Here is a 26,311-nt window from a genome sequence, read left to right on the forward strand (position 1 = left end):
TTGGGCGGAGATGCCAGCACGAATGCGAATAGCTTGCAGAGCTACCCGGCAAATTGAGTGAATAGGCTGTTAATTCAAAGGAGAGTGACTTTTCTTGAAAAGAAAGTTTACAGGTATTCTCATTGGCGCCATTATCGCCACATTATCGCTAGCAGCATGTGCCAATAACTCGAATGACAAGGCATCTCCGTCCCCATCTCAGACCTCGGACGCGCCGGCTTCCCCGACAGGAAGCACGGACGGCAAGTATGATCCGCCGATCACGCTTACTACAGTAAACCAATCGCACCCAACCGTCAAGTATGCAGATGGAGATACCGTCGACAACAATCCCTGGACCCGGGAATACGAGGACCGGTACGGCATCAAGATCAAGTCTTTGTGGAGCGTGGATGCTACGCAGTGGGAGCAGAAAACGAATCTCATGATCGCGACGGGCGATATTCCGGACTTCTTCCAGGCTACGCCCGTTCAGTTCAAGCAATTGGCCGAGGCCGATCTGCTTCACGATCTGTCCGCCGCTTATGACAGCGCCCCTGAACGAGTCAAATCCTTGCTTAACGAAGGCGGCAGCGCCGCGCTGGATTCGGCGAGAATTGGCGGCAAGCTGCTGGCTATTCCTTTCACCGGAACACCCAAGGAAGGCGCCCAGATGATATGGATTCGTACCGATTGGTTAAAGAAAGTGAACCTATCCGAGCCGAAAACGATGGACGATTTGTTAAAGATTTCCGAAGCCTTCACTACGCAAGATCCGGACGGCAACAATAAAAACGATACGTTCGGGCTCGCAGTAGACAACGCCTTCTCGACTTTGACGGGCTTCTTCAATGGCTTTCATGCGTATAACAATATCTGGATCAAGGGGCAAGACGGCAAGCTGGCATACAGCAGCATTCAACCTGAGATGAAGACGGCTCTCGGCATCTTGCAAGAAATGTTCAAAAATAAACAAATCGATCCGGAATTCGGCTCCAAGGACTTCTCCAAAGTCATAGAATCGATCGTTAGCGGAAAGATAGGCATGTTTTTTAACAGTCCGTTCTCTGGACTGTATCCGCTGCAGCAGAACATTGACCAGGATCCGAATGCGGAATGGAAAGCGTTTCCCATCGTCTCCAACGATGCGGAGCCTGCCAAAAACCAGGCTGCGCTCGGCACGATCGGCTATTGGGTCGTCAAAAAAGGAACGAAGAATCCCGAGGCGCTATTCTCTATGCTCGATATGTGGACGGAAATCTTCTACGAGAATAAAGATCCGGAAATCAATTCGAAGTTCGTCAACGATGGCAATACCGAGATCTGGCAAATGAACAAAATTGCCGCATATCGCGCGTTTAAAAATACGGACCAGCGCATTAAAGTCATAAAAGCGCTAGATTCCGGAGACACCTCGGATTTGACGGGCGACGACATGGGCGTCTATGACAAGATCCAAAAATTCGAAGCGGGCGACCGTTCCCTGTGGGGCTGGAACGCCATCTTCGGCAAGGACGGCTCGATGGGCGTTACGGATCAATACCGTCAGTCGAATGCCTACTTATCCGACGAGTTTATTACATCGCCTTTGACTTTGATGTCCGAGAGAAGCGCAGATATGAACAAAATTCAATTAGAAACGTTTACCAAAATTATTTTCAATGCCGCGCCGATCGACGAATTCGACAAGTTCGTCACGGAATGGAAGAAACGCGGGGGCGACGCTGTGACGGAAGAAGTCAATGAATGGTACGCCAATCGGTAACAAATGGCGCGTCATCCGGTAACAGAGGTTTCCGACCACGTCGGAGAAGAGCGGCTTCGGCCGTCTCTTCCCGACAACGGGAGGAACGGAAGGAAGGTTGAACTCATGAAGCGATCCACATTATCCAATTGGCCGCTGCATCTGCTGTTGCTCCCGGCTGTGATCCTGCTTCTTGTCTATTGTTATGGTCCAATGTTCGGAATTGTCATCGCATTTCAGAAGTTTATACCGGCCAAAGGATTTCTTGGCTCGGACTGGATCGGCTTTGATAACTTCCGCTATATTTTGAGTCTTTCGGACATGCGGGAGATTATGTGGAATACGGTGTACATCTCCGTCATGAAAATTATCGCCGGCGTTGTCGTTCCGTTGACCGTATCCCTGCTTCTGAACGAAATCCGTCACCGGTTATTCAAACGCGGCGTGCAGACGCTTATATATTTGCCTCACTTTTTGTCATGGGTTATTTTGGGCGGCATACTGGTCGATATCCTGTCTCCCTCCACCGGGATTGTTAATGCGTTTCTGGGTTTGTTCGGTATCAATCCGGTCTATTTCCTGGGGGAAAACAGCTGGTTTCCTTATGTGCTTGTCATCTCCGACATTTGGAAGGAATTCGGATTCAGCACCATTATTTATTTGGCGGCGTTAACCGGCATTAACCCATCTCTGTATGAAGCCGCGGTGATGGATGGAGCGAGCCGAATAAAGCAAATATGGCATATCACGTTACCCGGAATCCGTACAATCGTTGTCCTGCTAATGACGCTTAGTTTGGGCAATGTGCTTAACGCAGGTTTTGAGCAGGTATTTAATCTCTATAGTCCGCAAGTATACGACAGCGGCGATATTATCGATACGTACGTGTACCGGATGGGCTTAATTTCCGCTCAATATGGCCCGGCGACCGCAATCGGACTATTTAAGTCGGTCATCTCGCTCGTTCTTATTTCGACAACCTACTATCTGGCCTACAAATTCGCCAAGTATAGAATTTTCTAGGGAGGATTCGGCATGCATTACACTACAAGACCTATGCGGGTGTTCCAATGGTTCAACGCGTTCTTGCTTGGTCTGCTCGCATTGCTGTGCGTACTTCCCATTATTCATATTCTGGCCGTATCCTTCAGTTCAAGCGCCGCAGCCACAGCAGGCCTTGTTCGATTTTGGCCGATAGATTTCAATGTGAAGTCTTATGAATTCGTGCTCAGCTCGGGACTATTTTTGAAGTCGTTGCTTGTTACTCTGGAACGGGTGGGCATCGGCGTTGCCGTCAATATGCTTCTGACGCTTATTACGGCATATCCGCTCTCCAAAGACAGCGAACGTTTCAAGCAACGCACGATATACACCTGGTTCATGTTGGTGACCATTCTGTTTAGCGGCGGAATCGTCCCCTTGTTCATGATTGTCAGGGAGACGGGAATCATGGGTTCGATCTGGGCGCTTATTTTGCCGGGAGCGGTGCCTGTATTCAATGTCATTTTGCTGCTTAATTTCTTCCGCAATCTTCCGAAGGAGCTGGAGGAAGCAGCTTTTATCGACGGAGCGGGCCATATGTCCACTTTGTTTCGGATATTCGTACCGCTATCTCTTCCGGCGTTGGCGACAATTGGTCTGCTAACGGTTGTAAACCACTGGAACGCTTGGTTCGACGGACTGATCTTTATGAACTCGCCGGATCGTTACCCGCTGCAAAGTTATCTGCAGACGATTATTATCCAGCGCGACTATTCGAACATGACGGAGCAGGATCTCAAGACGATGCAGCTTATATCCGACCGCACGATCAAGTCGGCTCAGATCTTCCTCGGCGCGTTGCCCATATTGCTTCTTTATCCTTTCCTGCAAAAGTACTTCGTGACCGGCATCACGCTTGGGAGCGTGAAGGAATGATGAGCAACAACATAGAGGCGGTTGGCGGAGCGGAGGCTGTAGCTGGTTGTACGGGTAATCATCCGGTGCTGGAAATACTGGATGATTTGGTCCGCATTAACAGTGTCAATCCCTACTACGAAGAGGGAGCTCCCGGCGAGTCGGACGTTGCATGTTATGTGGAAGAACGCATGAGGAGAGCAGGAATACCCGTACGTCGGCAGCAGGTATTCGCGGGACGCTGGAATGTAGTCGCCGAGCTGAGCGTCGGCAAGCCGGAACGCGCCCTGCTGTTCGAATCCCATATGGATACCGTTCCGGCCGGTTCGATGGAAAATGCGTTCGAGCCGCAGATTCGGGACGGCCGCCTGTATGGCAGAGGAGCCTGCGACACGAAAGCCACGCTTGCAGGGATGATATGGGCGATCGAATATTGGGCGGCAAGACGAGATTCGTTGCCGCGCGATCTGGTGTTATGCGCGGCTGTAGACGAAGAAGCTGCCTTTCGCGGCGTATTGCGATTTCTGGAGGAGGATCGGGAGCATCGATTGGCAGGCGCGGTTGTAGGCGAACCGACCGAACTTCGCGTCGTATCCGCAACAAAAGGCTGCGCACGCTTCGCGGTCGAGACCAGAGGCAAAGCCGCCCACAGCTCGATGCCCGAGGAAGGAGACAACGCCATATACCGGATGTTGGCGGTATTATCCTATATCCGTGATCGGGAGGCGCCGCGGCTTGAGGGGTTATCGCATCCTCTATGCGGTCGGGCATCGATCTCAGTCGGCACCATCGAGAGCGGCGGCCAGATCAATATCGTGCCCGAACGCTGCGAGATTCAAGTCGACCGGCGAATATTGCCCGGCGAGCAGCCGGACGTCGTGCGGGAGCAATTTAAGCAGGCGCTCGGCGCCGAGCTTCCTTCCGACACCGTATTCGAGGTTCGCGAGCTGCTGTCGGATTGGGCGCTTGATACGGACCCGCAGGCCGCGATCGTGAGGGAAGCCCTTCAGGTTGCCGGGAAGCTTGGACTCGCCACGGAAGCCGTCGGCGTACCTTACGGCACGGATGCAAGCAAGCTCCAGCAGCTTGGAGGCATACCAAGCATCGTCTTCGGACCCGGTTCGATTGCGCAAGCGCATTCCAAGCACGAATGGGTCGATCTTGAAGAAGTGATCCAGGCGGCAACATTTTACGCAACACTGGCAGGCGTTCAATCCGCCGAATGACAAGAAGGAGTGAAATCGAAATGCGCAAGCAAATCATCGTCACGGATAAGGCGCCGAAGCCAAGCGGCGCGTACGCTCAAGCCGTGAAGCTGGGGAATATGGTATATGTCTCGGGAACGTGCCCGTTCGATCTGGAGACGGGATCGGTCCTGGCACCCGGCGATGTGGCCAAGCAGACGGCCATTGTCCTTGATTATATGAAGGAAATCCTTGAGGAAGCTGGCTCATCGCTGGAACATGTTGTCAAAGTGACGGCCTTCCTGGACGATCTGGACGGATTCAAAGCCTACAACGAAGTTTATTCCGGTTATTTCGAGCACGAACCGCCGGCCAGAAGCACGGTCGAAATCGTCAAGTTCCCGCCTGGAATGACCGTCGAGATCGAGTGCATCGCCTACATTGACGAGGAGGAGAACGGACATTGAAGCTAAGGGAAGGTCTGTGGCTTGTCGGCAGCGGACAATTCGGCTTTGAGATGACGCATAGACTGGATTGCAACATCTACCTGATTGGCGACGGCGACGAATATGCGCTGATCGATGCCGGCGCGGGCGTGGATACGGAGCTGCTGTTGAGTTCCATAGAATCGACCGGCGTTCCCGCCTCCCGTATCCGCAAGCTGTTGATGACTCACGCGCATGCCGATCATGCCGCTGGAGCGGCGGCTCTCCGGCAACGGCTCGATCTTTGGACGATCGCGTCGAAAGATGCCGGACCATGGATCGAATCCGCCGACATCGACAGAACGAGTATCGGGGCAGCGGTGTTTGCAGGCGTCTACCCTCCGGATTATTTATACCAGCCTTGTCCGATCGACGAAACTGTAAGCGACGGGGATATCATTGAGGTTGGCGCGCTTTCGCTGAAGGTGATAGAGACGCCGGGACATGCCCGGGGACATATCAGCTTTGCTTTGGACGAAGGCGACGGCATGTCCTTGTTCGCGGGAGACGCCATATTTGCGGGCGGCAAAATCGTACTGCAGCAAATTTGGGATTGCGAGATTGACGCTTATGCCCGAACGATAGCCAGGCTTAACGATCTGCGAATCAAACGATTGTACCCGGGCCACGGTCCATTTCTGTTATCGGCGGCTGACCGGCATATCGCCAAAGCATACGACTGCTTCGAGAAGCTCGAGCTTCCCCCGAATTTATAATCCAGAATGAAATGCTAGGAGCGAGAGCAGATGGAATCATTAATAAGCAAAAAAATGTTCGAAAATATCGGCGATCGTGTGTGGTTCTACAACGGGGCGGAATCGCCGCCTCTCAAAGGGAGCGTTGACGCAGTCAGGCGCTATATGGAGCACCGAAGCTACGGTCCGGGCGGCAGAAGCTCGAATGCGGAGGTTGAGGATTCTTGCAAGTCGAATCTGGCGAAGATGCTTGGAGGCCAGCCCAATCAAATCGCGCTGCTGTCCAATTCGTCCGATGTCATTTCCATGATTGCAGGAGCTTTAGGTCTCAAGGCCGGCGACAACGTAGTTGTCAACAAGCTGGAGTTTCCTTCCGGCATTTTGCCTTGGCTGGTGCTTCGGGAGGCGGGCGTCGAGGTGAGGTTCGTAGATCATGTCAATTGGCGCGTGTCGCCGGAGGACATCCTGTCGCGCGTTGACGCAAGGACGCGAATTGTCGTCTCCAGCCATGTCAGCTATCTCTCGGGGGCGAAGCTGGACTATAAGGAACTGTATCGCGCTCTCAAACAGACGGATACGCTGCTGATGCTCGATGCGACCCAGTCGCTCGGCATTACGGCTGTCGATATCAATGAGACCGACTTTGTTGTCTGCAGCTCCTATAAGTGGCTGCTCGGCATACACGGTCTGGGCATTCTCGGCATTAATCCGGCACGGACGAGCGATTTTATGCCAAGAGCGGTCGGCTGGAGAGGCGTGACGGATATGTTTAGCCCCCTTCGCGACGGAAGCTATCGCTTTCAGCCGGATGCCAGACGATTCGAGACGGGATATCCGAGTTATCCTTGCGTATATGCGCTTGACTACTCGACCCGGCTGCTGCTTGACACGGGCATCCCGCTTATCGAAGATCATGTGCTCGGTCTTGGCACCGAGCTGATAAGCAAGCTGGAGGCGGCAGGCTACGAACTGATGACGCCGCGGGAACCCGAATTCCGCGCGGGCAATATATGCGTCGTCAGCGACCAGGGGGAGGAGATCTCCGCGGAGCTGGAGCGGCAAGGCATCTATCTGTGGGGCGGGGACGGCCGGTTTAGGGCGTCGGTCCACGCCTTTAACGACAGCGCCGATGTGGATCGGCTCATAGCCGGCTTGTCGGCGATCCATTCGAAAGGGGAGGCAATCTTATGATGAAAACGGCGGTATGGACGGCCCCCGAGAGCATCGTCATCGAAGAGAGATCCGTTCCCGAGCCTGGAACGGGAGAAGTGCGGCTGCGGGTAGAAGCGGTAGGCATATGCGGCTCGGAGCTGGAAGGATATTTGGGCCATAACAGCTTGCGCGTGCCCCCGCTCGTTATGGGGCATGAAGCAAGCGGCGTTGTGGAAGCGGTTGGCCCGGGAGCTGGACGGTATTCTGTCGGCCAGCGCGCGGTTATTAATCCGTTGCTGTTCTGCGGCAGCTGCCGCAGTTGCTTGAGCGGCTTGACCCAACTGTGCGCCAAGCGGCAGATCATCGGCATTCACAGGCCCGGCGCCTTCGCCGAATACGTTGTTGTGCCCGAATCGGCAATCGTGCCGATCTCGGACGGATTATCCGCCGAGCGCGCCAGTTTGGCCGAACCGCTTGCTTGTTCGCTGCGCGCGGCGAGACGCGCGATGGAACGGCATCCGTTCGCGGCCGTTGCCGTGCTTGGCGCGGGAGGGATCGGTATCCTGAGCGCGATGGTTGCTCGCATTTTGGGCGCTTCCGACGTTCTTGTCGCCGATACGAACGAGGAACGGCTCGCGATGGTGCGAGGCCTTGGCTTTAACCTGACTGCGAATCCAAAGACGGAATCGCTCGAAGATGCGGTGCGCCGCCATTTCGCCGAAAAAGGCATCGATGTGGTTATCGATGCCGCCGGATTCCAGCCGACGCGGGAAAGTGCCCTGCGATCCGTTAACCCGGGCGGGACGTTTATGAATATCGGTCTCGGCATCGATGAGACGCGACTGCCAATCAATCACTTGATCCGCAGTGAAATCGCCATTCTCGGTTCCTTCTGCTATACCGCCAGAGACTTTGCGGATGCGGTCGATTTGCTTGAGCAGGGCAAGATCACGGAGGAAGGCTGGACCGAGATCTGCCGGCTCGAGGATGCGGACCGGGCGTTTAAGATGCTGGTCGGCGGCAATGTAAGCAGCGGCAAAATTACGATGAAGCTTAACGAAAAGGGGGGGCTGGCATGAGTAAGCTGCGCGTAGGCGTGATCGGTTTGGGCAGCTGGGGGATGTGCCACCTTGAAGCTTTCCGGTGTTTGCCGCAAGTCGAGATTGTCGCCGTATGCGACAATCGTCCAGAGAGACGGGAACTGGCGGAGCAGCGTTTCCCTCAGGCGGCTGTATACGCTTCGTACGAAGAGATGCTGTCGAGAGACGACTTGGACCTCGTGAGCGTCGTTACCTATGAGAAAGAGCATCTGGCACCGACACTGGCGGCGCTTGCATCCGGCAAACACGTCATCGTCGAGAAACCCGTCTCCACATTGCCGGAGGAGGCGCGCCGCATGTTCGATGCCGCTCGGGTCGCAGGGAGACATGTGCTGCCGGGACATCTGCTGCGCTTCGATCCAAGGTACGCGGAGATTAAGCGCCGGATAACAGATGGCGGGCTTGGCAAGCCGGTCAGCATGTTCTTTAAGCGATCGCGGGAGCATTCGCTCTTCGAAACCTATAAGCGGACGCATACGGTCTACGAGCTGTCGGTTCACGACCTGGATTTGGCTATCTGGTATGCGGGAAGCCGCGTCGTCTCCGTTCGGGCGCAAGGCTGTTACATTGAAGGAGTCGAGGCGCCGGAGGTGCTGTGGTCGACGCTTGTCTTCGAAAACGGCGCGATAGCGGTTCTCCACAGCAATTGGATGACTCCGGATGCTGCAGGAATAGCGATTGTCGACCAGGTGGAGGTCATCGGAACGGAAGGCGTTGCGCATTTCGAGACGTCGGGATCAGGATTGCAGGTTTGGAACGACGGCGGAAGACGCACGACCGAGTTTGCCATCCATCACGAGTTCAACGGCAAAGTATATGGCGCCCTCCGCGATCAGCTCGGTTATATCGCCGACGGCTTGCTCGCGGGCGGACAGGGATTGGACTACCTGTCGTTCGACGATGCGATTCATGGCTCGGAGGTTGCCGCCGCTATCGTCGAAGCTTGCGCGACCGGACGGGAAGTTAGCGTTGCGGGAACGCCATCCGACTCCCAGCATAGGAGGGTATAGACCATGACCAACGGGCAAGGCTTGCCGGAGAGCGGCAAGGATATTACCGCATCCGCGACGGATGCGGCCGGGACGAAGATATGGAAGGGGGCTCTGATCGGAATCGGGTTTATGGGCCGCGTTCACCTGGCGCAATACCAACGCCTGGAGCGCGAGGGAGCCCCGGTGCGTTTGCAAGCGATCTGCGATATCGATGCCCGCAAGTTCGACAACGTGTTTGTCGAAGGCAACCTTAATGAATCGTTCGAGCGCATCGACTTTTCGCCCTATCGCCTCTACACGGATATAGGAGAGCTGCTGGAGCGCGAGGAGCTTGATTTTGTGGATATCGCGCTGCCGACCGATTTGCATGCCGCAACGGCGATCCGGGCTATGGAGCGCGGTCTGCACGTGCTGTGCGAAAAACCGATGGCGCTAGGCGCGGACGAGGCGTCCGCCATGGCTCAGACGTCGGCGAGAACGGGCACAACGCTGATGGTTGCGCAGGTGCTGAGATTCTGGCCCGCTTACGAGTATTTGAAAAATTGTACGGAGCAGCGCCTTTATGGAGATACGCTGGCAGCGACATTTTTCCGCGGCGGAGATACTCCTGTCTGGTCGCATGACAACTGGATGCTTCGCGAAGCCCGTAGCGGCGGCAGTCTGCTCGACCAGCATGTGCACGACGTAGATTTGATCAATTGGCTGTACGGACAGCCGGAGAGCGTATCCTGCGTGGGCCGCAATGTGCTGCCGGGCAGCGGGTACGACATCGTCTCGACGCATTATCGTTACGCGGACGGCAAGGTTGTGCTTGCGCAGGATGACTGGACGTTAAAGGGGGCCTTCGGTTTCGAGATGAGCTACAGAGTCAATTTCGAACGGGGCTGCCTCGTTTTCGAGCATGGCATTCTTACCGATTATCCGGCCGATGGAGAAGCGATCAAGCCCGAGCTGGATGAGGATGCCGGCTTTTACCGCGAGCTTCGTTACTTCGTCGAGATATTGTCTGCCGGAGACGAGCCCGAGCGCTGCATGCCTGCGGATACTCTCGGCACGATCCGCATTGCCGAGGCGGAGCTGGCCTCGGCCAGAAAACAGGGAGAATGGGTGGCCGTATCATGAAGGAGCCCTGGTACCGAAGCAGTTATCGTCGCAATCTGATCGATATGCACATACCGGACGACGACATTCGTTTCATGGCGGATTTTGACGCCGGGCGTTATGTCGAGCTGTTAAAGACGGCTCGCGTCGATACGGCGATGGTGTACGCCTCTTCTTGTCTCGGACTGTGCTATTGGCCGACGCCGCACGGCAGGATGCATGCCGGCATCGGCGAGATCGATCTTATCGGAGAGGTCACGGCAGCTTGCCGGGAAGCGGGAATCCGTACGGTGGTCTACATGAATTACTGGAATAAATGGGCCTACGACAACCACCCCGACTGGCGCTTTGTTTCGGCGGACGGCCTGAACACGGCGGAATATTTGTGGGACAGCGGACGCTTTGGCGTCTGTTGCTTCAATACGCCGTATGGCGAGCATCTCCGTTCGCAGATCGAAGATTTATGCCGCAATTATTCGTTCGACGGGCTGTGGATCGATATGATCCACTGGCCGTATTCTCCCTGCCATTGCGGAGCGTGCAAGGCAAGATATATGGCGGAGACGCAGCGCGAGATTCCGCGAACGGTTGATTGGAGCGACCCGGATTGGGTCGCATGGCAGCGTACGCGCGAGAGCTGGCTGGCCGATTATGCGGGCAGCCTGACGGAGCTCGCCAAGCGGGTTAAACCCGGAGTGACGGTGGGCCAGCAGAGCTCATCCTGGTCGGTTGGCTGGCAGAACGGGCTAACCGAAGCTTTCTTTCGACATACGGACTACTGCAGCGGCGATTTCTATGGAGACGCGCTGCTGCAAACCTTCACCTGCAAGGCGCTCGACAATCTGTCGGAGAACCGGCCTTTCGAGTTCATGACGTCCCGTTGTCCCGATCTGACCGAACATACAACGACCAAATCGAAAGCATTGCTTCGCGCCCAGACCTTCTCCGCCATTTTAAACGGAGGCGCATTTTTATTTATTGATGCAATCGACCCGACAGGCACGCTCGACGAACGCGTATATGAGACGATGGGCGAAATATACGGCGAGCTCGAGACTTATGAGCCGTATCTGAATCCCGATGCTGAGCCAATTGCCGACGTGGCGCTTTACTTCAATTTCGAGTCGCTGTACGATCCGGCCGACAACGGCAAGTCCGTGCTTGCCGGGTCGATGGACAAACCGCTTATGAAGGCGGCGAAAAACGCGGCCCGCACCCTGATGAACGCCAACATTCCGTATGCGGTCATCACGCGGCGCAACCTCGGTGAATTGGACCGTTTCGCCGTCGTCGTCTTGTGTGATCTGCCGGTCGCGGATGATGAAGAGATTGAGGCATTAACCGCTTATGTTCATGGCGGGGGAGGCCTTTATGCGAGCGGAGCCGGGACGCTGCGCCGCAAGGATGGAACCCTGCGCCCGGACTTCGGACTTGCCGCCGTCTTGGGAGTGTCGGATGAAGGTCAAACGGAGGAATCTATCACCTATATGGCTCCAGCGCCGGCATTCGAACACTGGATGCCCCGAAACGATGCAGCCCATCCCATGATGATTGCAGGACCGCAGCGTTTTGTACGGGTGACGACAGGGGAGATTGCGGCGACTTTGACGCTGGCGTATACGAACCCCAAGGACCCGAGCCGCTTTGCATCGGCTATCAGCAATCCGCCGGGCATCGCTACGGAACGTCCGTCGCTGGTGTTGAACGAATATGGCGCAGGCAGAGCCGCCTATTGCGCCGGAGGAATTGAGCAGATGACTTCCGATGATCATCGGCAGCTGTTTACGCAAGTACTGCGCAGTCTTGCCAACCGGGCATGGACCGCTTCTTCGGACGCCCCGCGGCCAGTCGAAACCGTTTGGTACCGATCTGGAGATTCTAACAGCCATACGCTGCGAGTGCTTAATTATCAGGAATCTCTGCCGAATATCCCGGTCCGCAATATCGAATTCCGATTAAAATGGGAAGAATCGGCGGGGGCGCGAGTCCTTCTATTGCCGGGGGGCGAACGGCTGCCGTCGTCGTATCGGGACGGCGAGCTTGTATTTACGCTGCCGGAACTGGAGACGTTCGCTATGGTGGCGATCGAAGAAGAGAACAGCCTTAAGGAGGAATCGGCATCATGAATATCGGTGTAATTAATCAAATTCGCAATGGAGGCGATTGCTTCCGCCATGTAAAGGATTTCGGGCTTGACGTGTGCCAGTTGATGAGCTGGAATCCGAACGAAGCGACGCCGGAGCTGGCGAAGAGCGTCATCCGACACGCCGGCGAAGCCGGAGTACGCATCTGCGCGGTATGGGCGGGCGTATCGGGACCAAGCGAGTGGAATTTCACCGGAGGACCGACGACGCTTGGACTTGTTCCGCCGCAATATCGCGAAATGCGAGTCGACGAATTGAAGCGCTGGGCCGACTTTGCCGCCATGATCGGCGCGCCTGCCATTATTACGCACTGCGGATTCATCCCGGAAAATATGACCGATCCGGAATATGAGCCGGTCGTGGGCGCGATTCGCGAGGTGGCGCAATATTGCCGGACGCTTGGACTGGAGTTCTGGTTCGAGACGGGTCAAGAGACGCCCGTCGTTCTGCTTCGAACCATTAAGCGGGTAGGGACCGACAATCTGGGCATTAATTTCGATCCGGCGAATCTGGTCTTGTACGGCAAGGGCAACCCGCTTGATGCGCTTGACGTGATCGGCCCCTACGTACGCAATGTGCATGTCAAGGACGGCTTCTATCCAACCGACGGCGAAGCGCTCGGACGCGAGGTTCGCCCGGGCCAAGGCAAAGTGCGATTTCCCGAATTCGTCGCCAAGCTGGCGAGGAGCGGATTCGCAGGCGAATGGATTATTGAACGGGAGATCGAGGGCGAAGAGCAGGAGCGGGACATTCGCCAAACGATCGGCGATCTGAGGGCATGGCATGATTCGGCCCCATACTTATGAGCCAATCGCAAGTTAACGAAGGCCGATCAACATGAGAAAGAGGGGAAATGCGTCATGAAACTGTTGAATTACAACATCAACGGAGGTCTGAAACTCGGCATATCGACCCACGGGGGCGTGCTGGATGTCGCAGCAGCCGCGGAGGCATTGCTACCTGGAACAACGGTACCGGATTCGGCGTCCGAGGCTATTGAAGGCGGTACCCAAACAAGAGCCCTATTGGAATCGCTGTTATCCAAGGCGTCTGCCGAAGATCGTCCCGAATGGTGGCTTAACGAAAAGGAACTGCTCCTTGGACCTTGCGTCGATTCGCCGAGCAAAATCATATGTGTCGGTCTTAATTATCGGCAGCATGCAATCGAGACGAATATGGACATCCCCGCGCACCCGGTCCTGTTTAACAAATTCGCCAACGCGCTGGCAGGCTGCGGGGAAGATATCCCTATGCCCCCGGACAGCAAGATGATCGATTATGAGGCTGAATTGGCGATTGTGATCGGCAAGCGCGCCAAAAATGTATCCCGTGAGGACGCATTGGCTTACGTTTACGGATATTGTAATGCAAACGATCTTTCGGCAAGAGATTTTCAGCTTCGCACCTCCCAGTGGATGATCGGCAAGAGCTGCGACAAGTTTGCGCCGCTTGGCCCTTATTTGGTTACGTCCGACGAAGTCGGAGATCCTCAAGCATTGACCATCAAGTGCATCGTCAACGGAGAGATCCGCCAATCGTCGAATACGTCGGACATGATTTTCCGTTGCGACGAGATCGTCAGTTATATATCCCGCCACATGACACTCATGCCGGGCGATGTTATATTAACCGGAACGCCCGAGGGCGTCATGATGGGATATCCGGAGGACCGCAGAATCTATCTGCAAGACGGCGACGTGGTCCAGGTGGAGATTGCCAAGCTGGGATCGATAACCAATCGTTTGATTGCGCAAGCCTGACCAGGGATTCGATTAAAACAGGCCGATCAAAGAAATTAGGTAAAACGAAAAGGTACAGTCTCTCGTTTTTTGGAGAGCTGTACCTTTGTTTTTGGAGATCTGTGCCTTTTATCCGAAATGCGGACTATTTGCAACGATTAACGGTCCTTTTGCTAAAGAATAATAGAGTTGCAGGGGGTACACTGGAGAGGAAGCTAGCAGTCTAAAAATTAGTTATAAACGGGAGAGTGTTGACATGAATTTCATGCGGACGGTCAAAGGCTCGATGCTGGATGGTTTCTACCCTGCGGGATGGAACATGGACAAAATTGACAGTTGTTGTTCGAATTCTCCGGAATCGATAGATGAGCGGCAGCCCTTTTGGAATGAGAAATTTGTACCGTTTTCTTGTTCAGACGTCGGAGAGCTTGATGTAAAAATGGGGCATGAGATTGCGGTTCAAATTCGAAAGAGCAAGGATCAAGGACGCAAAATCGCTTTTATTTTACCGGTTGGCCCAATGGGGATGTACAAATGGGCGGTCTACTTCCTAAAAGAATGGCAAGTAGATTGCAAGCATGTTTACGGGTTTAATATGGACGAATGGAGCGACGAAGAGGGAAGGACATTGCCCTCCGACAATCGGGGCTCTTTTCAATACGCAATGGAGCAAGCGTTCTACGGACCATTAGGCGAATACACCGTGCCTGAGGATCAGAGACATTTTGCGACTGCCGACATGCTGCCGACTTACGCGGAGAGAATTGCCGCATTAAAGGCGGAAGGCGCCGAGCTCGTCACCGTATTCGGAATTGGCCGAATGATGCATATTGCCTTCTGGGAGCCGCATTTCGGCGGAGAGTTCAGCAATGATGCGGATTGGAGCCAAGCAACGCATAGAATTGCCGCACAGCTCCATCCCCTAACGATAGAACAAAATGCGATAACGAGCTTTAAAAGCCGGACAACGCTGGTGCCATGCCGGGCCAACACGATCGGACCGGGTTTGTTCCTGCAATCCGACTATATCATTGGCGGCTGCGACGGGGCGCTGGGCCGAGGCATGCAGTGGCAAGGGTTATCCCTGTGGACAACATTGCGCCATGGTCCGGACCGCTGGCTGCCATCGACATTTATGCCCACTTTGCCGGGCAAGCTGTTTTTCTTAAATGAGCTCGCCGGACCGCTTGAGGCCGATGTGAACTAAAAAATCGAAGCAGGTCCTTGAAGTTACAGATATCAAGGGCCTGCTTCATGTGCACCAGACATGCTACGTAAGTCGAGTTTTTGGATCACATCTTGGCTATAACCGTTTTCGCATATTCCGATGGGGACATGCCCGTGAATAACTTGAAATGTCTCGAAAAGGTATGGACGCTGCTGTAGTGGAGGAGCTCGGATATTTCGGTAAAATTGTGGTGCTGCTCGCGAATCATTTGTTTGGCTTGATCGATCTTTAATTTCCGATAGTGTTTCATGATGCTTTGTCCGGTTTGTGCTTTAAAGATGGTTAGCGCATGGCTTTTGCTTAAGTTAAATGATTTATAAACTTGTTCCAGCCGAATCTCATCGAACACATGCTGCTCCATATAGTCGCACATTCGCTGTACCAGCTCTGCCTCGCTTCGTTGTTTTGTCGTCCCCGACAACCGCTGCTCCTGTTTAGTCCGATCGTCATGCTCCCGCAAGCTGATTAGCAACATCTCCAAATAGAGTTTAATCAACTGCTCTGAACCGATCGGCGCATTTGACCTTCTGTTCAGCGTATGATTTCGTGGATCGTCGAATGGGGGATGAAAAGCGGCAAAGCCGTTTTTAATAATTTGCGCGAGCATTTCGCGCTGACGGGTGTCCAGATTAAAGATTTTATTTTCAAAAAAAGCGATTTCCTTCGAGTGGCATACAAACGAAACAATAATGACGTTAGGCGCTATCTTTCTGTTGGCCCATACGCCGTGAAATTCGTTCGGTTTATGGAAGATGACATCACCCTGCTGCAGGCAGTACCCCTCCATATCGGCAAACACGTCGATCTCGCCCTTGTCTACGTACACAAACTCCCAAAAGTCATGTTTCTCCCCTTCGAATTTAAAATTCTTTGAGAATTCGAAATAATGCAGAGATATAATGTCTTTCACTGTAAAAGACTCTTGAAGCCTGGTTCGCACGAAAGGGTCAGTTGTAGCTGCCATGGAATTCCGACCTCCGTTGACATTCAATCTATCGTTCTATTATAACAGCTTAAGAGTGGACTTATTGCAACTTTTAATGGTCTTTTTGCTAAAGAATATTGGTTTTGCCGGGAGTACACTGGAGTAGGAGTTGCAGAAGCAGCAATCAGAATCAAAATATAAGGGAGGGAATAATATGAACGTTTTGGCAGTGGGTTGTCATCCGGATGATCTGGAGATTGGCTGCGGAGGGACATTGGCGAAGTTGTCGGCACTAGGCCACAAGGTGACGATGGTTCATGTGGCCAATGGGGATAAAGGACATAAGGTCATTCCCCAGGACGAGTTAATTGCCATTCGAAGATTGGAAGCGCAAGCGGCAGGTTCCTTGATCGGAGCCGATGTGATTAGCTTGGATGTGCCGGATCTGTTGGTCAAGGCGGATCATGACGAGCTGATTTTGAAGTTGGTCAAAGTGATTCGCGAGACGAAGCCGGATTATATCATTACGCATCCGCCCGAGGACTATATGAAGGATCATATGGAGGTTTCCAAAGCGGTGTTCGATGCGAGCTTCGCGGCGACGGTTCCTCATTACAACAACGAAGCAGGACATGATATCCATCATAAAGTAGCGCCAATCTTTTATATGGACACATTGGCCGGGGTCGGCTTCTTGCCGACAGAATATGTGGATATCTCGGATCATATCGACGTTAAGATCGAGATGAACAACAAACATGAGAGCCAGATCAAATGGTTGTATGAACATGACGGGATCGATTTTTTGGATTTTGTCAGAACCGTTTCCAAGTTTCGCGGACTACAATGCGGCAAGGCTTATGCGGAGGGTTTCACGAAATGCCAGGCCTGGCCAAGATTGTCCGCCGAAAGGCTTCTGCCGTAAGAAAGTTGTTGAAGTCATATAACATCAACTTGGAATCAGCTATAACGGCGAATAGTATTTAACTGAAAACAGTGTAGGCGGAAAGCCTTTGAAATCAATGATTTCGAGGGCTTTCTCTGACGTTTCGCACTCTGTAGTTGCCAACTGGAACCAGTTCATTCTATTTGATTAACATGCCGGAATGATATAATAAATTTAGAATGAATGCGAGGAGGTCAATTGCAATGACCAAAGGCAAACCGCATGATCTTACAGCCAAGGTTAAGGAACAGCGGGAAATCTAAGATACGCCCGAGAGGTATGAGATCATTGAAGGAATCCGATACGAGTTTCTATTTTCTCCCAAGTACGTTCACCAAAAGATTTTGACTAATTTTCATCTTGCGTTTCACGCTCCTTGTAGTAAAGACGGGGAAATCTTGCTCGCCCCAATGGACGTTCATTTCGACGAAGAGAATATTGTCCAGCCAGATATCATTTTTATTGCCAATGAGAACCTTCACATCATACGGGACGGATTTGTGTTCGGAGTTCCCGATCTGCTTGTAGAAATTCTGTCAGATAGTACGGGACGCAGGGATAAAACGATAAAAAAATCACTTTATGAGAAACACGGTGTTAAAGAATACTGGCTTGCCGATCCAATCTATCGTACGGTAGACCAATTCGTGCTGGAGAGCGGTAAATACCGGTTGGCGGCTACGTTAATCGAAACGGACACTATTCGTTCGCATGCGGTTCCATGTCTTGTCATTGACCTTGGAGCTATTTTCCCGGAAGATGATCGGCAATAAAGATTTGTCCTTTTTTCATTTAGCTGTTCCTCATTCTCCTCATTGATACACCCAAATCCCCGCCACCGTCATAACCGCAGGCAGCGCGCCTTCGTCCACCGCAACATTGTCGTACCACCCGCCTACAGCGAGGTTCAGCACGGGATAGAAGGGTTGGTCGAACGGCATGACGCCCGCCTCCATGGCGCGTTCGGCATAACAATGGCCGTCTACGAGCCAGCGGATAGAATGTTCATCCCACTCCAAAACGTAGTCGTGGAACTCCGCGATCGAACCCTTGTCGAATGTATAAGAAAATTCGTCGAGACGCTTGTGATCCCAGTCCTTGCCGTAATGAAGAGTGCCTGACACTTGATGGGGCAGCCGGCCCCTGGCTTCCATAATGTCGATCTCGCCGGAAGCCGGCCAAGGACCGTAGGCCTGATCTTGCGGCAGAAGCCAGATGGCGGGCCATAGCCCTTGTCCGACCGGCAGCCTGGCACGCGCGACGAGTTTGCCGTAACGGAAGGAGAAGTGATCCTTCGTATCGATTCGGGCAGAAGAATAAGCAAAGCTTCGACCGTCCGAACTCTCAATCGTCTCGCGGTGCGCGCACAGATTCAACCCTTCCTCGTCGATGTACAGATTCCCGGCTTGCCCCGTGTAGAATTGCCCCTCCCCGTTGCCCCAACCCGGCATTACGGCGTTGCCCTCATTGTCCAGCAGGTCGTTGCCGAGGCGAATATTCCAATTGCTCAGATCCGTGTCTCCCCCCGCAAAATCCTGCTGCCATATCAGCTTGTTCATCGTAAGAAATCCTCCCCTCGAATATTTTCAGCATACTCCATTCCCGCGCAAGATCAACGGAACCTAAAAAATTGGGATAGGGTCAAAAACGGTGGTCTTTTTTTTGCATGCCGAAATGCTTACGATGAAATGGAAGGGGGCAGCAATGTGATCCAATCCAAAACCGGTCAAATGAAAACGTTTTTAAAGCAGTGGCAGCTGCAAAGCATGGTGATCCCGGGCATCGTCTGGATGTTGATTTTCTGTTACATCCCCATGTTCTGGCTTATTATCGGCTTTATGGACTACAGTATCGCAAAGCCTATGCTCCAGTCGCCGTTCGTAGGTCTCAAGCATTTCGAGGATTTCGTGACGGACGAGAGATTCTGGCGTTCCATCCGCAATACGCTTGGCATGAGCAGCATCAAGCTGGTGCTCGGCTTCTCGATTCCGATCGTATTTGCCTTGCTGCTCAATGAAATTCGGAGCCTGCGATTTAAACGAACGGTCCAAACGATCTCCTATTTGCCGCATTTTATCGCATGGACGATATTCGGCGGCATTATGCTGAACTGGCTGGGCGAAGGCGGCGTCATCAATCAACTGTTTATGGGCCTTGGCATTCAGGAACGAGAAATTTTGTATAACAGCGACCCGAAGTACTTCTGGTGGATAACCTTCTTCTCCGACACGTTAAAGGAAACCGGCTGGAGCGCCATTATCTACATCGCGGCCATTGCGGGCATCGACCCTGCGCTGTACGAAGCCGCGGAGCTGGACGGCGCGAACCGCTGGCAGCGAATGTGGCATATTACGATCCAGAGTATACGGCCGACCATCGCGATCCTGTTTATTCTCGCCGTTGCGGGCATTCTCGGCAGCAACTTCGATCAGATCTTTATGCTAAAAAACAATATGAACATGAAGATGGCGGAAAGTCTGGATTTGTACATCTACAACATGGGACTGGTATCCGGTCGACATTCCTTTTCGACGGCCGTCTTGTTCGCCCGCTCCATTGTGGCGCTGGGGCTGCTGTTCCTGGCCAACTACTCGTCCAAAAAACTAACAGGCGACAGCATCTTTTAGAAAGGTAGTTCAAAAAGTCCGCTTCCCATTACGAAGTAATTCTAGAAGCTTACTCGACTTCGAATCTTGAATTCAAGCGAAACTTCCGGTGCTCACGTAGCTTCCACTACGCTCCGCTCCTCAGTTTCTACTTTCATTCAATCTTCTCGGTACTGAGAACCGAACTTTTTGAACTCATATTTTTTTTAACACGCTTTTTAAATAGGGGGCAGAACCATGAACGCTAGAGGATTACGCCGCATTGGCCTGTTCGAGGTCGTTAATACCGTGCTGATGATAGCGGTATGTTTCATTACGCTGTATCCCATGTGGTTCGTGTTCGCCAACTCGCTGAATGCGCCCGAGCACGCCACGCTAGGCACGGTCAACTGGATTCCGAAAGCGATATCGTTCGACAGCTACCGCGTCGTATTCAGCAATGAAAATATGATGAACGGCTTCTATATCACGACCATGCGGACCGTCATAGGGACAGCCGCCCATGTGCTCTTTACCGCTATTGTGGCGTATGGCCTAAGCAAAACCAACTTGATTGGCCGCAAAATTTATATGAAGATTGCTCTGATCACCATGCTGTTCTCGGGCGGACTGATTCCGACCTTCATTTTGATGACGAAGCTGGGCTTGTACGACAACTTCTGGGTATTTATCATTCCCGCGATGTACACTTTTTTTAACATGGTCATCTTCATGAGCTTTTTCCGCACGATTCCCGACAGCTTGGAGGAATCCGCGAAGGTGGACGGCGCTTCCGATTACGGCGTACTGTTTCGTATCGTCATGCCGAACAGCATGGCGGTTATTGCGACCATCTCGCTTTTCTCCGCAGTCTATCACTGGAACGACTATTATCAGGGCGTCATCTATATTCGAACGCAAGAGCTTCTGCCGCTGCAGACCATGTTGTTCAAAATCATCGCGGAAAACTCCATGTCCTTCATGCAGCAGCAAGCGATGGCGCAATTCGGCGCCAGGCTGCCGGGCAATTCTATCAAGTTTGCTTCGATGATGGTGGCCACTTTGCCGATACTATTGTTTTATCCGTTCATCCAGCGCTATCTGGTCAAGGGCGTCATGATCGGAGCTATCAAAGGGTAAGTGCCGTGCGTCTATCCAAGCTTGGATTCAGGGGGCGTATGGATCAAATAAAAATATACAGATAACAGAAGAAGGGATGATCAGAAGATGAACAAAAGCACCATTAGAAAAAGCTCGGCCCTGGTATTGTCCGCGCTTATGCTGGGCCTGGCCGCCTGCACGAACTCAGGGAACGATCCCGCGCCTACGTCTCAGCCGGATTCCAGCACGCAGCCGGAGGCTACTCCCGCGGAAACGGCGCTGAACCCCGACGAACCCGCATGGAGGCTGGACACGAGCCCGGTCGAATTAAGCTGGTTCGTAGGCGCATCCTGGTATCCGCATAGCTGGGGAGAGAGCTTGAATTCCAAGTATATTACCGAGAAAACTGGCGTTAAAGTCAAGATCGAGGTTCCGTCGGGCGATGCAAACGAACATATTACGCTCATGATGACTTCCGGCAAGCTGCCTGACCTCATCAGCATGGGATCGTGGGAAACCGCCGTCAAAAAGCTGTGGGAAGGCGATCATGTCTATGCTTTAAACGAGCTGGCGGATCAGTACGACCCATACTTTTTTAAGGTGGCCGGCGATGGCACGCTCAAGTGGTACCGTCAAGCGAATGGCAACACGTATGGCATTCCGAATGATTCCTACAGTCCTAATCTTATGCACGAGACCGGCATGACGGCCGCGAACCAAACGTTCCTGGTGCGCAAAGATCTCTATGAGGAAATGGGCAAGCCGGATCTGTCTACGCCCGATGGTTTCCTTGGCGCGCTTCAGACGATCAAGGATCAATATTCCGAGTACAAAGGCCAGGCCATCAGTCCTTTCTTCGCGCAAGGCAATGTGCCTTATGGCATGACGGAATATTTGCAGAATCTGCTGGCCGTTCCGCATGAGAAGGATGGCAAAGTCTACGATCGGATTACCGATCCCGATTACGTGAACTGGCTTAAAACGTTCCGCACCGCTTACGAGCGCGGACTCATCAACGTCGATTTCCTCGTGGACTCCGATACGCAGGTGGAGGAGAAAACGAACAATGCCCGCTATTTTATGATGGTTCGCGAATGGAACGGCATGGCTGCCGTTAACCCGATGCTGGCCGCAAGCGCCAACCCGGATTCTTATTATATCGCTGTAGATGGGCCGCAAAACGGCAAAGGCGACAGCGCGAAGCTGTTCCCCGGCAATATGGACGGCTGGATGGTTACGATGATCAGCAAATCCGTTAAAAATCCCGAGCGCGCTATCCGCTTCCTGACGTACTTGGCCAGCGAAGAAGGACAATTGGATCTGTTCCTTGGCAAAGAAGGCGAAACATGGGATTCCACAAGCGGCAAGCCGCAATTAAAGCCGGAGCTGGTCGAGCTGCTGAGCTCCGATATCGAGAAGCTGGAGAAGGAATACGGCGTGATGGATACGTACTGGATGATGCGCAACCCCGTCATTATTAACCAATGGAGACCGGAGAAGTCGCCCGTCATTAAGCAAATGGAGGACTTCGCCAACGCCCAGGCCGATATTGACAGCGGCATCTACAAGGGGCTGGACCCGCTCGGCGATTCCGAAGTTGCGGTGGCTTGGTCTCGCATCGCCCAAAACTGGGAGGAGGTCCTTCCTGAGCTGATTACGGCCAAGGACGATACCGCTTTCGATAAAATATTCGAAAGCTTCCTGTCCCGCCGCGACAGCTACGGCTTCGCCCAGGTCATGGAGCATCGCCAAGCGGAGCTGGATGCCAGAAAAGCGAAGATGGCGGAATAAGGGTTGCTATTTATTGCCGGCTGCCGGATAGGCAGCCGGTATTCCCCGCTTTTCAACTATGATATATTACTGAAGTGGGGAGGACATCCAAATGAAGGCCGTAAGCATAAAAATAAGGAAAATCTATCGAAATGCCAGCATCTCGCAAAAGCTGTTTCTGGCTTTCAGCGTCATGATCGCGATTCCGGCGATTGTAGTATCTTTTTTATTTATCCGCGTGCAGGAATCGCAGCTATACAAGGAAGCGATGTCCGCCGGTAACGGCCATGTCTCACGGATGAGCGAACAGCTGCGGTCCAGAATGGGCATACTTGAAAACGCTTCCTCTACCGCGCTTACGCAGAAGTCATTTATCGATTTTATCCATTCCAACATGCTCGGGGACGGACTGCGTCTTGTGAAATTCAGGCAAAATCAGTTCGAGCAGATGCATAATATTATCCAGAGCAACGAAATGATCAGCGAGCTCAGCTTTTACGTCGACAATCCGAACGTGCATGAAATTTGGCCGGAAATCTATCATTACGACAAGTTCTGGCCGCAGCAATACTGGACCCGGCTTCGTGATGAGGGAGGATCCTCTTACCAATTGTTTGCCTTTAAGGACGGCGAGCACACCTTATCCTATTATCGCCTTGTTCGTCTGCAGGGTCAGGGCGGAAAACGTCCTACAATAATGGAAATTCGGTCGGAGCATCGCGTTTTTTTTGGAGGAATGCTAGAGGAGACGGGGGGAGACTTTTTTTCCGTAGTCATGGACGGAAGAGATCCCGGTCGCTTCGTCTACAATCCTCAGCATAAATTTTCGCTCCAAGCCGGTGATGAGATGGGCGACATCCTGGGCGGTATTCATCGGCAACTGGACGTTCTTCAAGGTCAGGAGCCCATCAAGGTTTATGTCGGCGACCATGCCTATTACGCCTTATATCGCTATATCGCACCGCTTAATGCCTTTGTCGTGGATATTGCTTCGCATCAGGATCTGATGAAAGGGCCGCGCAACTGGTATTATCTTGTGGTGGCGGTAACGCTGCTCGTCCTGCTGCTCATGCTGCTGCTCGTATCGCATACGACAAGGCGCATTTTTCGCCGGATGGACCGGGTGCTGATCTCCATGCGCAAGGTTCGCAGGGGACAACTGGACGCGAAGATCGATCTCGGCCTCGCTGCCGGAGATACCGGCGACGAGATCGACGAGATGGCCATCAGCTACAATAATATGCTGGACGAAATCAAGCAGCTGATGACCCAGGTCGTCGACAAACAGCTGATTGCCAAAAACGCGCAGCTTCACTCTTTGCATTCGCAGATCAACTCGCATTTTCTGTACAACGCGTTGGAGTCCATTCGGATGCTGGCGGAGGTGCGGCGGGAACCCGCGATCGCAGACGCCCTGGTATCATTGGGATCGCTGATGCGTTACAGCATGATGTGGCGCAATGATACGGTCGCCTTAAGCGAGGAGCTTGCCAATATCCAAAGTTATGTCGGGTTCATCAACTTCATGGAAGGCGGAAGCATCGCGCTGTTATCCGACATTCCAAATGAGCTGACGCGGTATGCCATTCCCAAGATGTGCATGCAGCCTATCGTCGAAAACGCCGTGCATCATGGAGCTCCGAGAGGAGGCAGCGTGACCATCGAGATCAGCGCCCGGGTGGAGAACGACAGCATGCTGGTCATTCGGATTCGTGATGACGGAAACGGAGTCGACCCGGACATACTGGCGGGTTTGCAGGCTGTGCTGGAGGGCGAATCGGATACGCCTATCGTCGCAAGCAAAAACGGGCTGGGTCTCGAAAACGTGCACAAGCGGCTGCAGCTTCATTACGGCCGGGGCAGCGGCCTCCGGATCGACAGCGAGCAAGGGGCTTACACCTGCGTCACGATTTCAATGCCTTGGGCAAACGCCAATCTTGGAGGGTGGTAACCGATGATCTCTATACTGATCGTGGATGATCAAAAGCATATACGCGACGGCCTGCAAGCCATGTTGAGCCAATTCCCTCTTGGCTTGGAGCAAATTTTTACCGCTGGCAACGGATTGGAGGCGTTGCAGCTGCTGCGCGAACACAGCATTGGGCTCGTCATTACGGATATCCGGATGCCGGATATGGACGGCCTTACGCTGATGGAGCAATGCAAGGAAGAACGGATTCGGGTCGATTTCCTCATCATTAGCGGATATAGCGACTTTGCTTATGCGCAGAAAGCAATCGGGCTGGGCGCCAAAGGTTATCTGCTGAAGCCCGTGAAACGGGAGGATTTGCAGAAGTCGGTGGAGCATGTGCTGCAGGAGGTATCGACAAGGCAGGCTCTCTCCCGCAATATGAGGCAAGTATCCAGACGGGCCAGAGAGACGGATCGCAAGGAACTGTATATGTTCATGCAAGGGGCGGTCTATGATGGCAGCTGGATAGCCGAGACGGAGGAACAGAACTCGGAGCTCTGGCGGCAATACCGGCTGTGTCTGCTGCGAGAGGAGCTCTGGATAAACCAGCCGGGAGCCGTCAGCGCTCATGGCATGGAGTCCATTGCGTACGGCGTATATGGCAAGCGAGGCTGTTTGCCTTTGCAGCATCGTCCGCATCTCATCCTTGCGGTCGACGCGGCCGTCGATCCCGGTCCGTTGGCAGCCGCGCTTAAGGACGGAGGCATCGATGCCGTGGCCGTGATGACGGGACCTCGGCACGGGTTGAAGGAGCTGCCGGATAGTTATTCGGCGCTTATGGAGCTGTATCGCCACAGCTATCTGTTCCCGGACAAACGTTGTCTGACGCCGGCTCATATCGAGGGATTGGAGCAGCATTGGCAGCTGCCGTACGAAGAGATTTATGCCTTGTTCCAACTGGTCGGCACAAAAAACAGCGGCCAAATCGCCGACGGCATATCCGGTTTATTCCACAAGAGCGTCTTGCAGCGTTACCACATTCGTTACACGCAGCAGCTATGCCGCGCCATGGTGGAGATGCTGGAAGAATACGAGCGCGTCATCCGTCCCTACCTGGGGGAGGAGGCGCTGGATATCGATTGTCTGCGCAATCTGTTCGACTATCCGGGCATCCGCGATTATATCGGGGCGCTCCAGCAGCAGCTGCTTCGGCTAAACCAGTTTTATTACGAATTCAAGTGCAGCTACCGCAATACGCAGGATCTTAACGAAGCTATTCGTTACATTCACGAGAACTACCATAAGCCGCTGGATCTCGCGATGGTATCCAATCACGTGTCCTTGAATTACGCTTATTTTTCGAATCTGTTCAAGAAAAACGTAGGCAAAGGGTTCGCGGAGTATCTCCGCGACGTACGTCTGGATAAAGCGCGGCGGCTGCTCGCCGATACCGAACTCAAAATCGTCGAGGTGGCCGACATGGTGGGCTACGAAAGCTATAAAAGTTTTACAAGGACGTTCCGCGATGTGATGGGCATGCAGCCAACGGAATACCGGCAGCAGATCCGGCGGAAGCAGGGAAAGGAAGAAGAGGCATTCCGGGATACGGCGCTTTGACGAGCTAATGCAAGCC

General features: G+C 53.2%; 22 protein-coding genes and 1 pseudogene. 21 read left to right on the top strand and 2 right to left on the bottom strand.

Going from position 1 to position 26,311, the window contains the following annotated elements:
- Positions 1-94 precede the first annotated feature (94 nt).
- The 14 genes from H7F31_RS15530 (at position 95) to H7F31_RS15595 (ending at position 15,418) form a co-directional block, all read left to right on the top strand.
- Complete coding sequence (locus H7F31_RS15530) at positions 95-1,744, top strand: extracellular solute-binding protein (protein WP_187104922.1); 1,650 nt, start codon at positions 95-97, stop codon at positions 1,742-1,744.
- A gap of 105 nt (positions 1,745-1,849) precedes the next feature.
- Entirely contained in the window at positions 1,850-2,746 is an 897-nt protein-coding gene (locus H7F31_RS15535; RefSeq protein WP_108993550.1) for an ABC transporter permease, read from the top strand.
- 12 nt (positions 2,747-2,758) lie between these two features.
- The gene (locus tag H7F31_RS15540; protein WP_087566394.1) at positions 2,759-3,640 is read left to right on the top strand and encodes a carbohydrate ABC transporter permease; all 882 of its coding nucleotides are present in this window, start codon (positions 2,759-2,761) and stop codon (positions 3,638-3,640) included.
- Positions 3,637-4,845, top strand: coding sequence for a M20 family metallopeptidase (locus H7F31_RS15545; protein WP_187104923.1), 1,209 nt, complete (start codon positions 3,637-3,639; stop codon positions 4,843-4,845). Before H7F31_RS15540 ends, H7F31_RS15545 begins: the two co-directional genes overlap by 4 nt.
- Before the next feature lie 20 nt (positions 4,846-4,865).
- Entirely contained in the window at positions 4,866-5,270 is a 405-nt protein-coding gene (locus H7F31_RS15550; protein WP_187104924.1) for a RidA family protein, read from the top strand.
- The gene (locus H7F31_RS15555) at positions 5,267-6,004 is read left to right on the top strand and encodes an MBL fold metallo-hydrolase (protein WP_187104925.1); all 738 of its coding nucleotides are present in this window, start codon (positions 5,267-5,269) and stop codon (positions 6,002-6,004) included. The genes H7F31_RS15550 and H7F31_RS15555 overlap by 4 nt, the downstream gene beginning before the upstream one ends.
- A gap of 30 nt (positions 6,005-6,034) precedes the next feature.
- Positions 6,035-7,174: an aminotransferase class V-fold PLP-dependent enzyme gene (locus H7F31_RS15560; RefSeq protein WP_187104926.1), complete on the top strand. Its 1,140-nt coding sequence runs from the start codon at positions 6,035-6,037 to the stop codon at positions 7,172-7,174.
- Positions 7,171-8,214: a zinc-dependent alcohol dehydrogenase gene (locus tag H7F31_RS15565; RefSeq protein ID WP_261800434.1), complete on the top strand. Its 1,044-nt coding sequence runs from the start codon at positions 7,171-7,173 to the stop codon at positions 8,212-8,214. Before H7F31_RS15560 ends, H7F31_RS15565 begins: the two co-directional genes overlap by 4 nt.
- A complete protein-coding gene (locus H7F31_RS15570) occupies positions 8,211-9,245 on the top strand; it encodes a Gfo/Idh/MocA family protein (RefSeq protein WP_187104927.1) in 1,035 nt (344 codons plus the stop codon). The genes H7F31_RS15565 and H7F31_RS15570 overlap by 4 nt, the downstream gene beginning before the upstream one ends.
- A 3-nt stretch (positions 9,246-9,248) precedes the next feature.
- Positions 9,249-10,349, top strand: coding sequence for a Gfo/Idh/MocA family protein (locus H7F31_RS15575; protein ID WP_261800435.1), 1,101 nt, complete (start codon positions 9,249-9,251; stop codon positions 10,347-10,349).
- On the top strand, positions 10,346-12,454 hold the full coding sequence (locus tag H7F31_RS15580) for an alpha-amylase family protein (protein ID WP_187104928.1): 2,109 nt from the start codon (positions 10,346-10,348) through the stop codon (positions 12,452-12,454). Before H7F31_RS15575 ends, H7F31_RS15580 begins: the two co-directional genes overlap by 4 nt.
- Positions 12,451-13,278: a sugar phosphate isomerase/epimerase family protein gene (locus tag H7F31_RS15585; RefSeq protein WP_187104929.1), complete on the top strand. Its 828-nt coding sequence runs from the start codon at positions 12,451-12,453 to the stop codon at positions 13,276-13,278. The genes H7F31_RS15580 and H7F31_RS15585 overlap by 4 nt, the downstream gene beginning before the upstream one ends.
- 54 nt (positions 13,279-13,332) lie before the next feature.
- Positions 13,333-14,232, top strand: a complete 900-nt coding sequence (locus tag H7F31_RS15590; RefSeq protein ID WP_187104930.1) for a fumarylacetoacetate hydrolase family protein — start codon at positions 13,333-13,335, stop codon at positions 14,230-14,232.
- A gap of 235 nt (positions 14,233-14,467) precedes the next feature.
- Positions 14,468-15,418 carry a sugar phosphate isomerase family gene (locus H7F31_RS15595; protein ID WP_187104931.1) on the top strand — a complete coding sequence of 317 codons (951 nt, stop codon included), beginning with the start codon at positions 14,468-14,470 and terminating at the stop codon, positions 15,416-15,418.
- Between the two features lie 85 nt (positions 15,419-15,503).
- On the opposite strand, the gene H7F31_RS15600 is transcribed toward H7F31_RS15595, so the two are convergent.
- Complete coding sequence (locus H7F31_RS15600) at positions 15,504-16,403, bottom strand: AraC family transcriptional regulator (RefSeq protein ID WP_187104932.1); 900 nt, start codon at positions 16,401-16,403, stop codon at positions 15,504-15,506.
- A gap of 175 nt (positions 16,404-16,578) precedes the next feature.
- On the opposite strand from H7F31_RS15600, the gene H7F31_RS15605 reads away from it, so the two are divergent.
- A complete protein-coding gene (locus H7F31_RS15605; RefSeq protein WP_187104933.1) occupies positions 16,579-17,289 on the top strand; it encodes a PIG-L deacetylase family protein in 711 nt (236 codons plus the stop codon).
- Between the two features lie 302 nt (positions 17,290-17,591).
- Positions 17,592-18,083, top strand: a pseudogene (locus H7F31_RS15610) (Uma2 family endonuclease); the annotation flags it as partial.
- 39 nt (positions 18,084-18,122) lie between these two features.
- On the opposite strand, the gene H7F31_RS15615 reads toward H7F31_RS15610, so the two are convergent.
- The gene (locus H7F31_RS15615; RefSeq protein WP_187104934.1) at positions 18,123-18,869 is read right to left on the bottom strand and encodes a glycoside hydrolase family 16 protein; all 747 of its coding nucleotides are present in this window, start codon (positions 18,867-18,869) and stop codon (positions 18,123-18,125) included.
- 147 nt (positions 18,870-19,016) lie between these two features.
- Here H7F31_RS15615 and H7F31_RS15620 point away from each other — a divergent pair, with 147 nt between their 5' ends.
- From H7F31_RS15620 to H7F31_RS15640, 5 genes are all read left to right on the top strand, one after another.
- Positions 19,017-19,937, top strand: coding sequence for an ABC transporter permease (locus tag H7F31_RS15620; protein WP_087566379.1), 921 nt, complete (start codon positions 19,017-19,019; stop codon positions 19,935-19,937).
- Between the two features lie 216 nt (positions 19,938-20,153).
- Positions 20,154-21,035, top strand: a complete 882-nt coding sequence (locus H7F31_RS15625) for a carbohydrate ABC transporter permease (RefSeq protein WP_187104935.1) — start codon at positions 20,154-20,156, stop codon at positions 21,033-21,035.
- Between the two features lie 87 nt (positions 21,036-21,122).
- The gene (locus tag H7F31_RS15630; protein ID WP_187104936.1) at positions 21,123-22,787 is read left to right on the top strand and encodes an extracellular solute-binding protein; all 1,665 of its coding nucleotides are present in this window, start codon (positions 21,123-21,125) and stop codon (positions 22,785-22,787) included.
- A gap of 91 nt (positions 22,788-22,878) precedes the next feature.
- Positions 22,879-24,717: a sensor histidine kinase gene (locus H7F31_RS15635; protein ID WP_187104937.1), complete on the top strand. Its 1,839-nt coding sequence runs from the start codon at positions 22,879-22,881 to the stop codon at positions 24,715-24,717.
- A gap of 3 nt (positions 24,718-24,720) precedes the next feature.
- On the top strand, positions 24,721-26,295 hold the full coding sequence (locus H7F31_RS15640) for a response regulator (protein WP_187104938.1): 1,575 nt from the start codon (positions 24,721-24,723) through the stop codon (positions 26,293-26,295).
- Positions 26,296-26,311 lie beyond the last annotated feature (16 nt).

This window comes from Paenibacillus sp. PAMC21692 (genome assembly GCF_014303795.1).
GTDB classification, from domain to species: domain Bacteria; phylum Bacillota; class Bacilli; order Paenibacillales; family Paenibacillaceae; genus Pristimantibacillus; species Pristimantibacillus agaridevorans.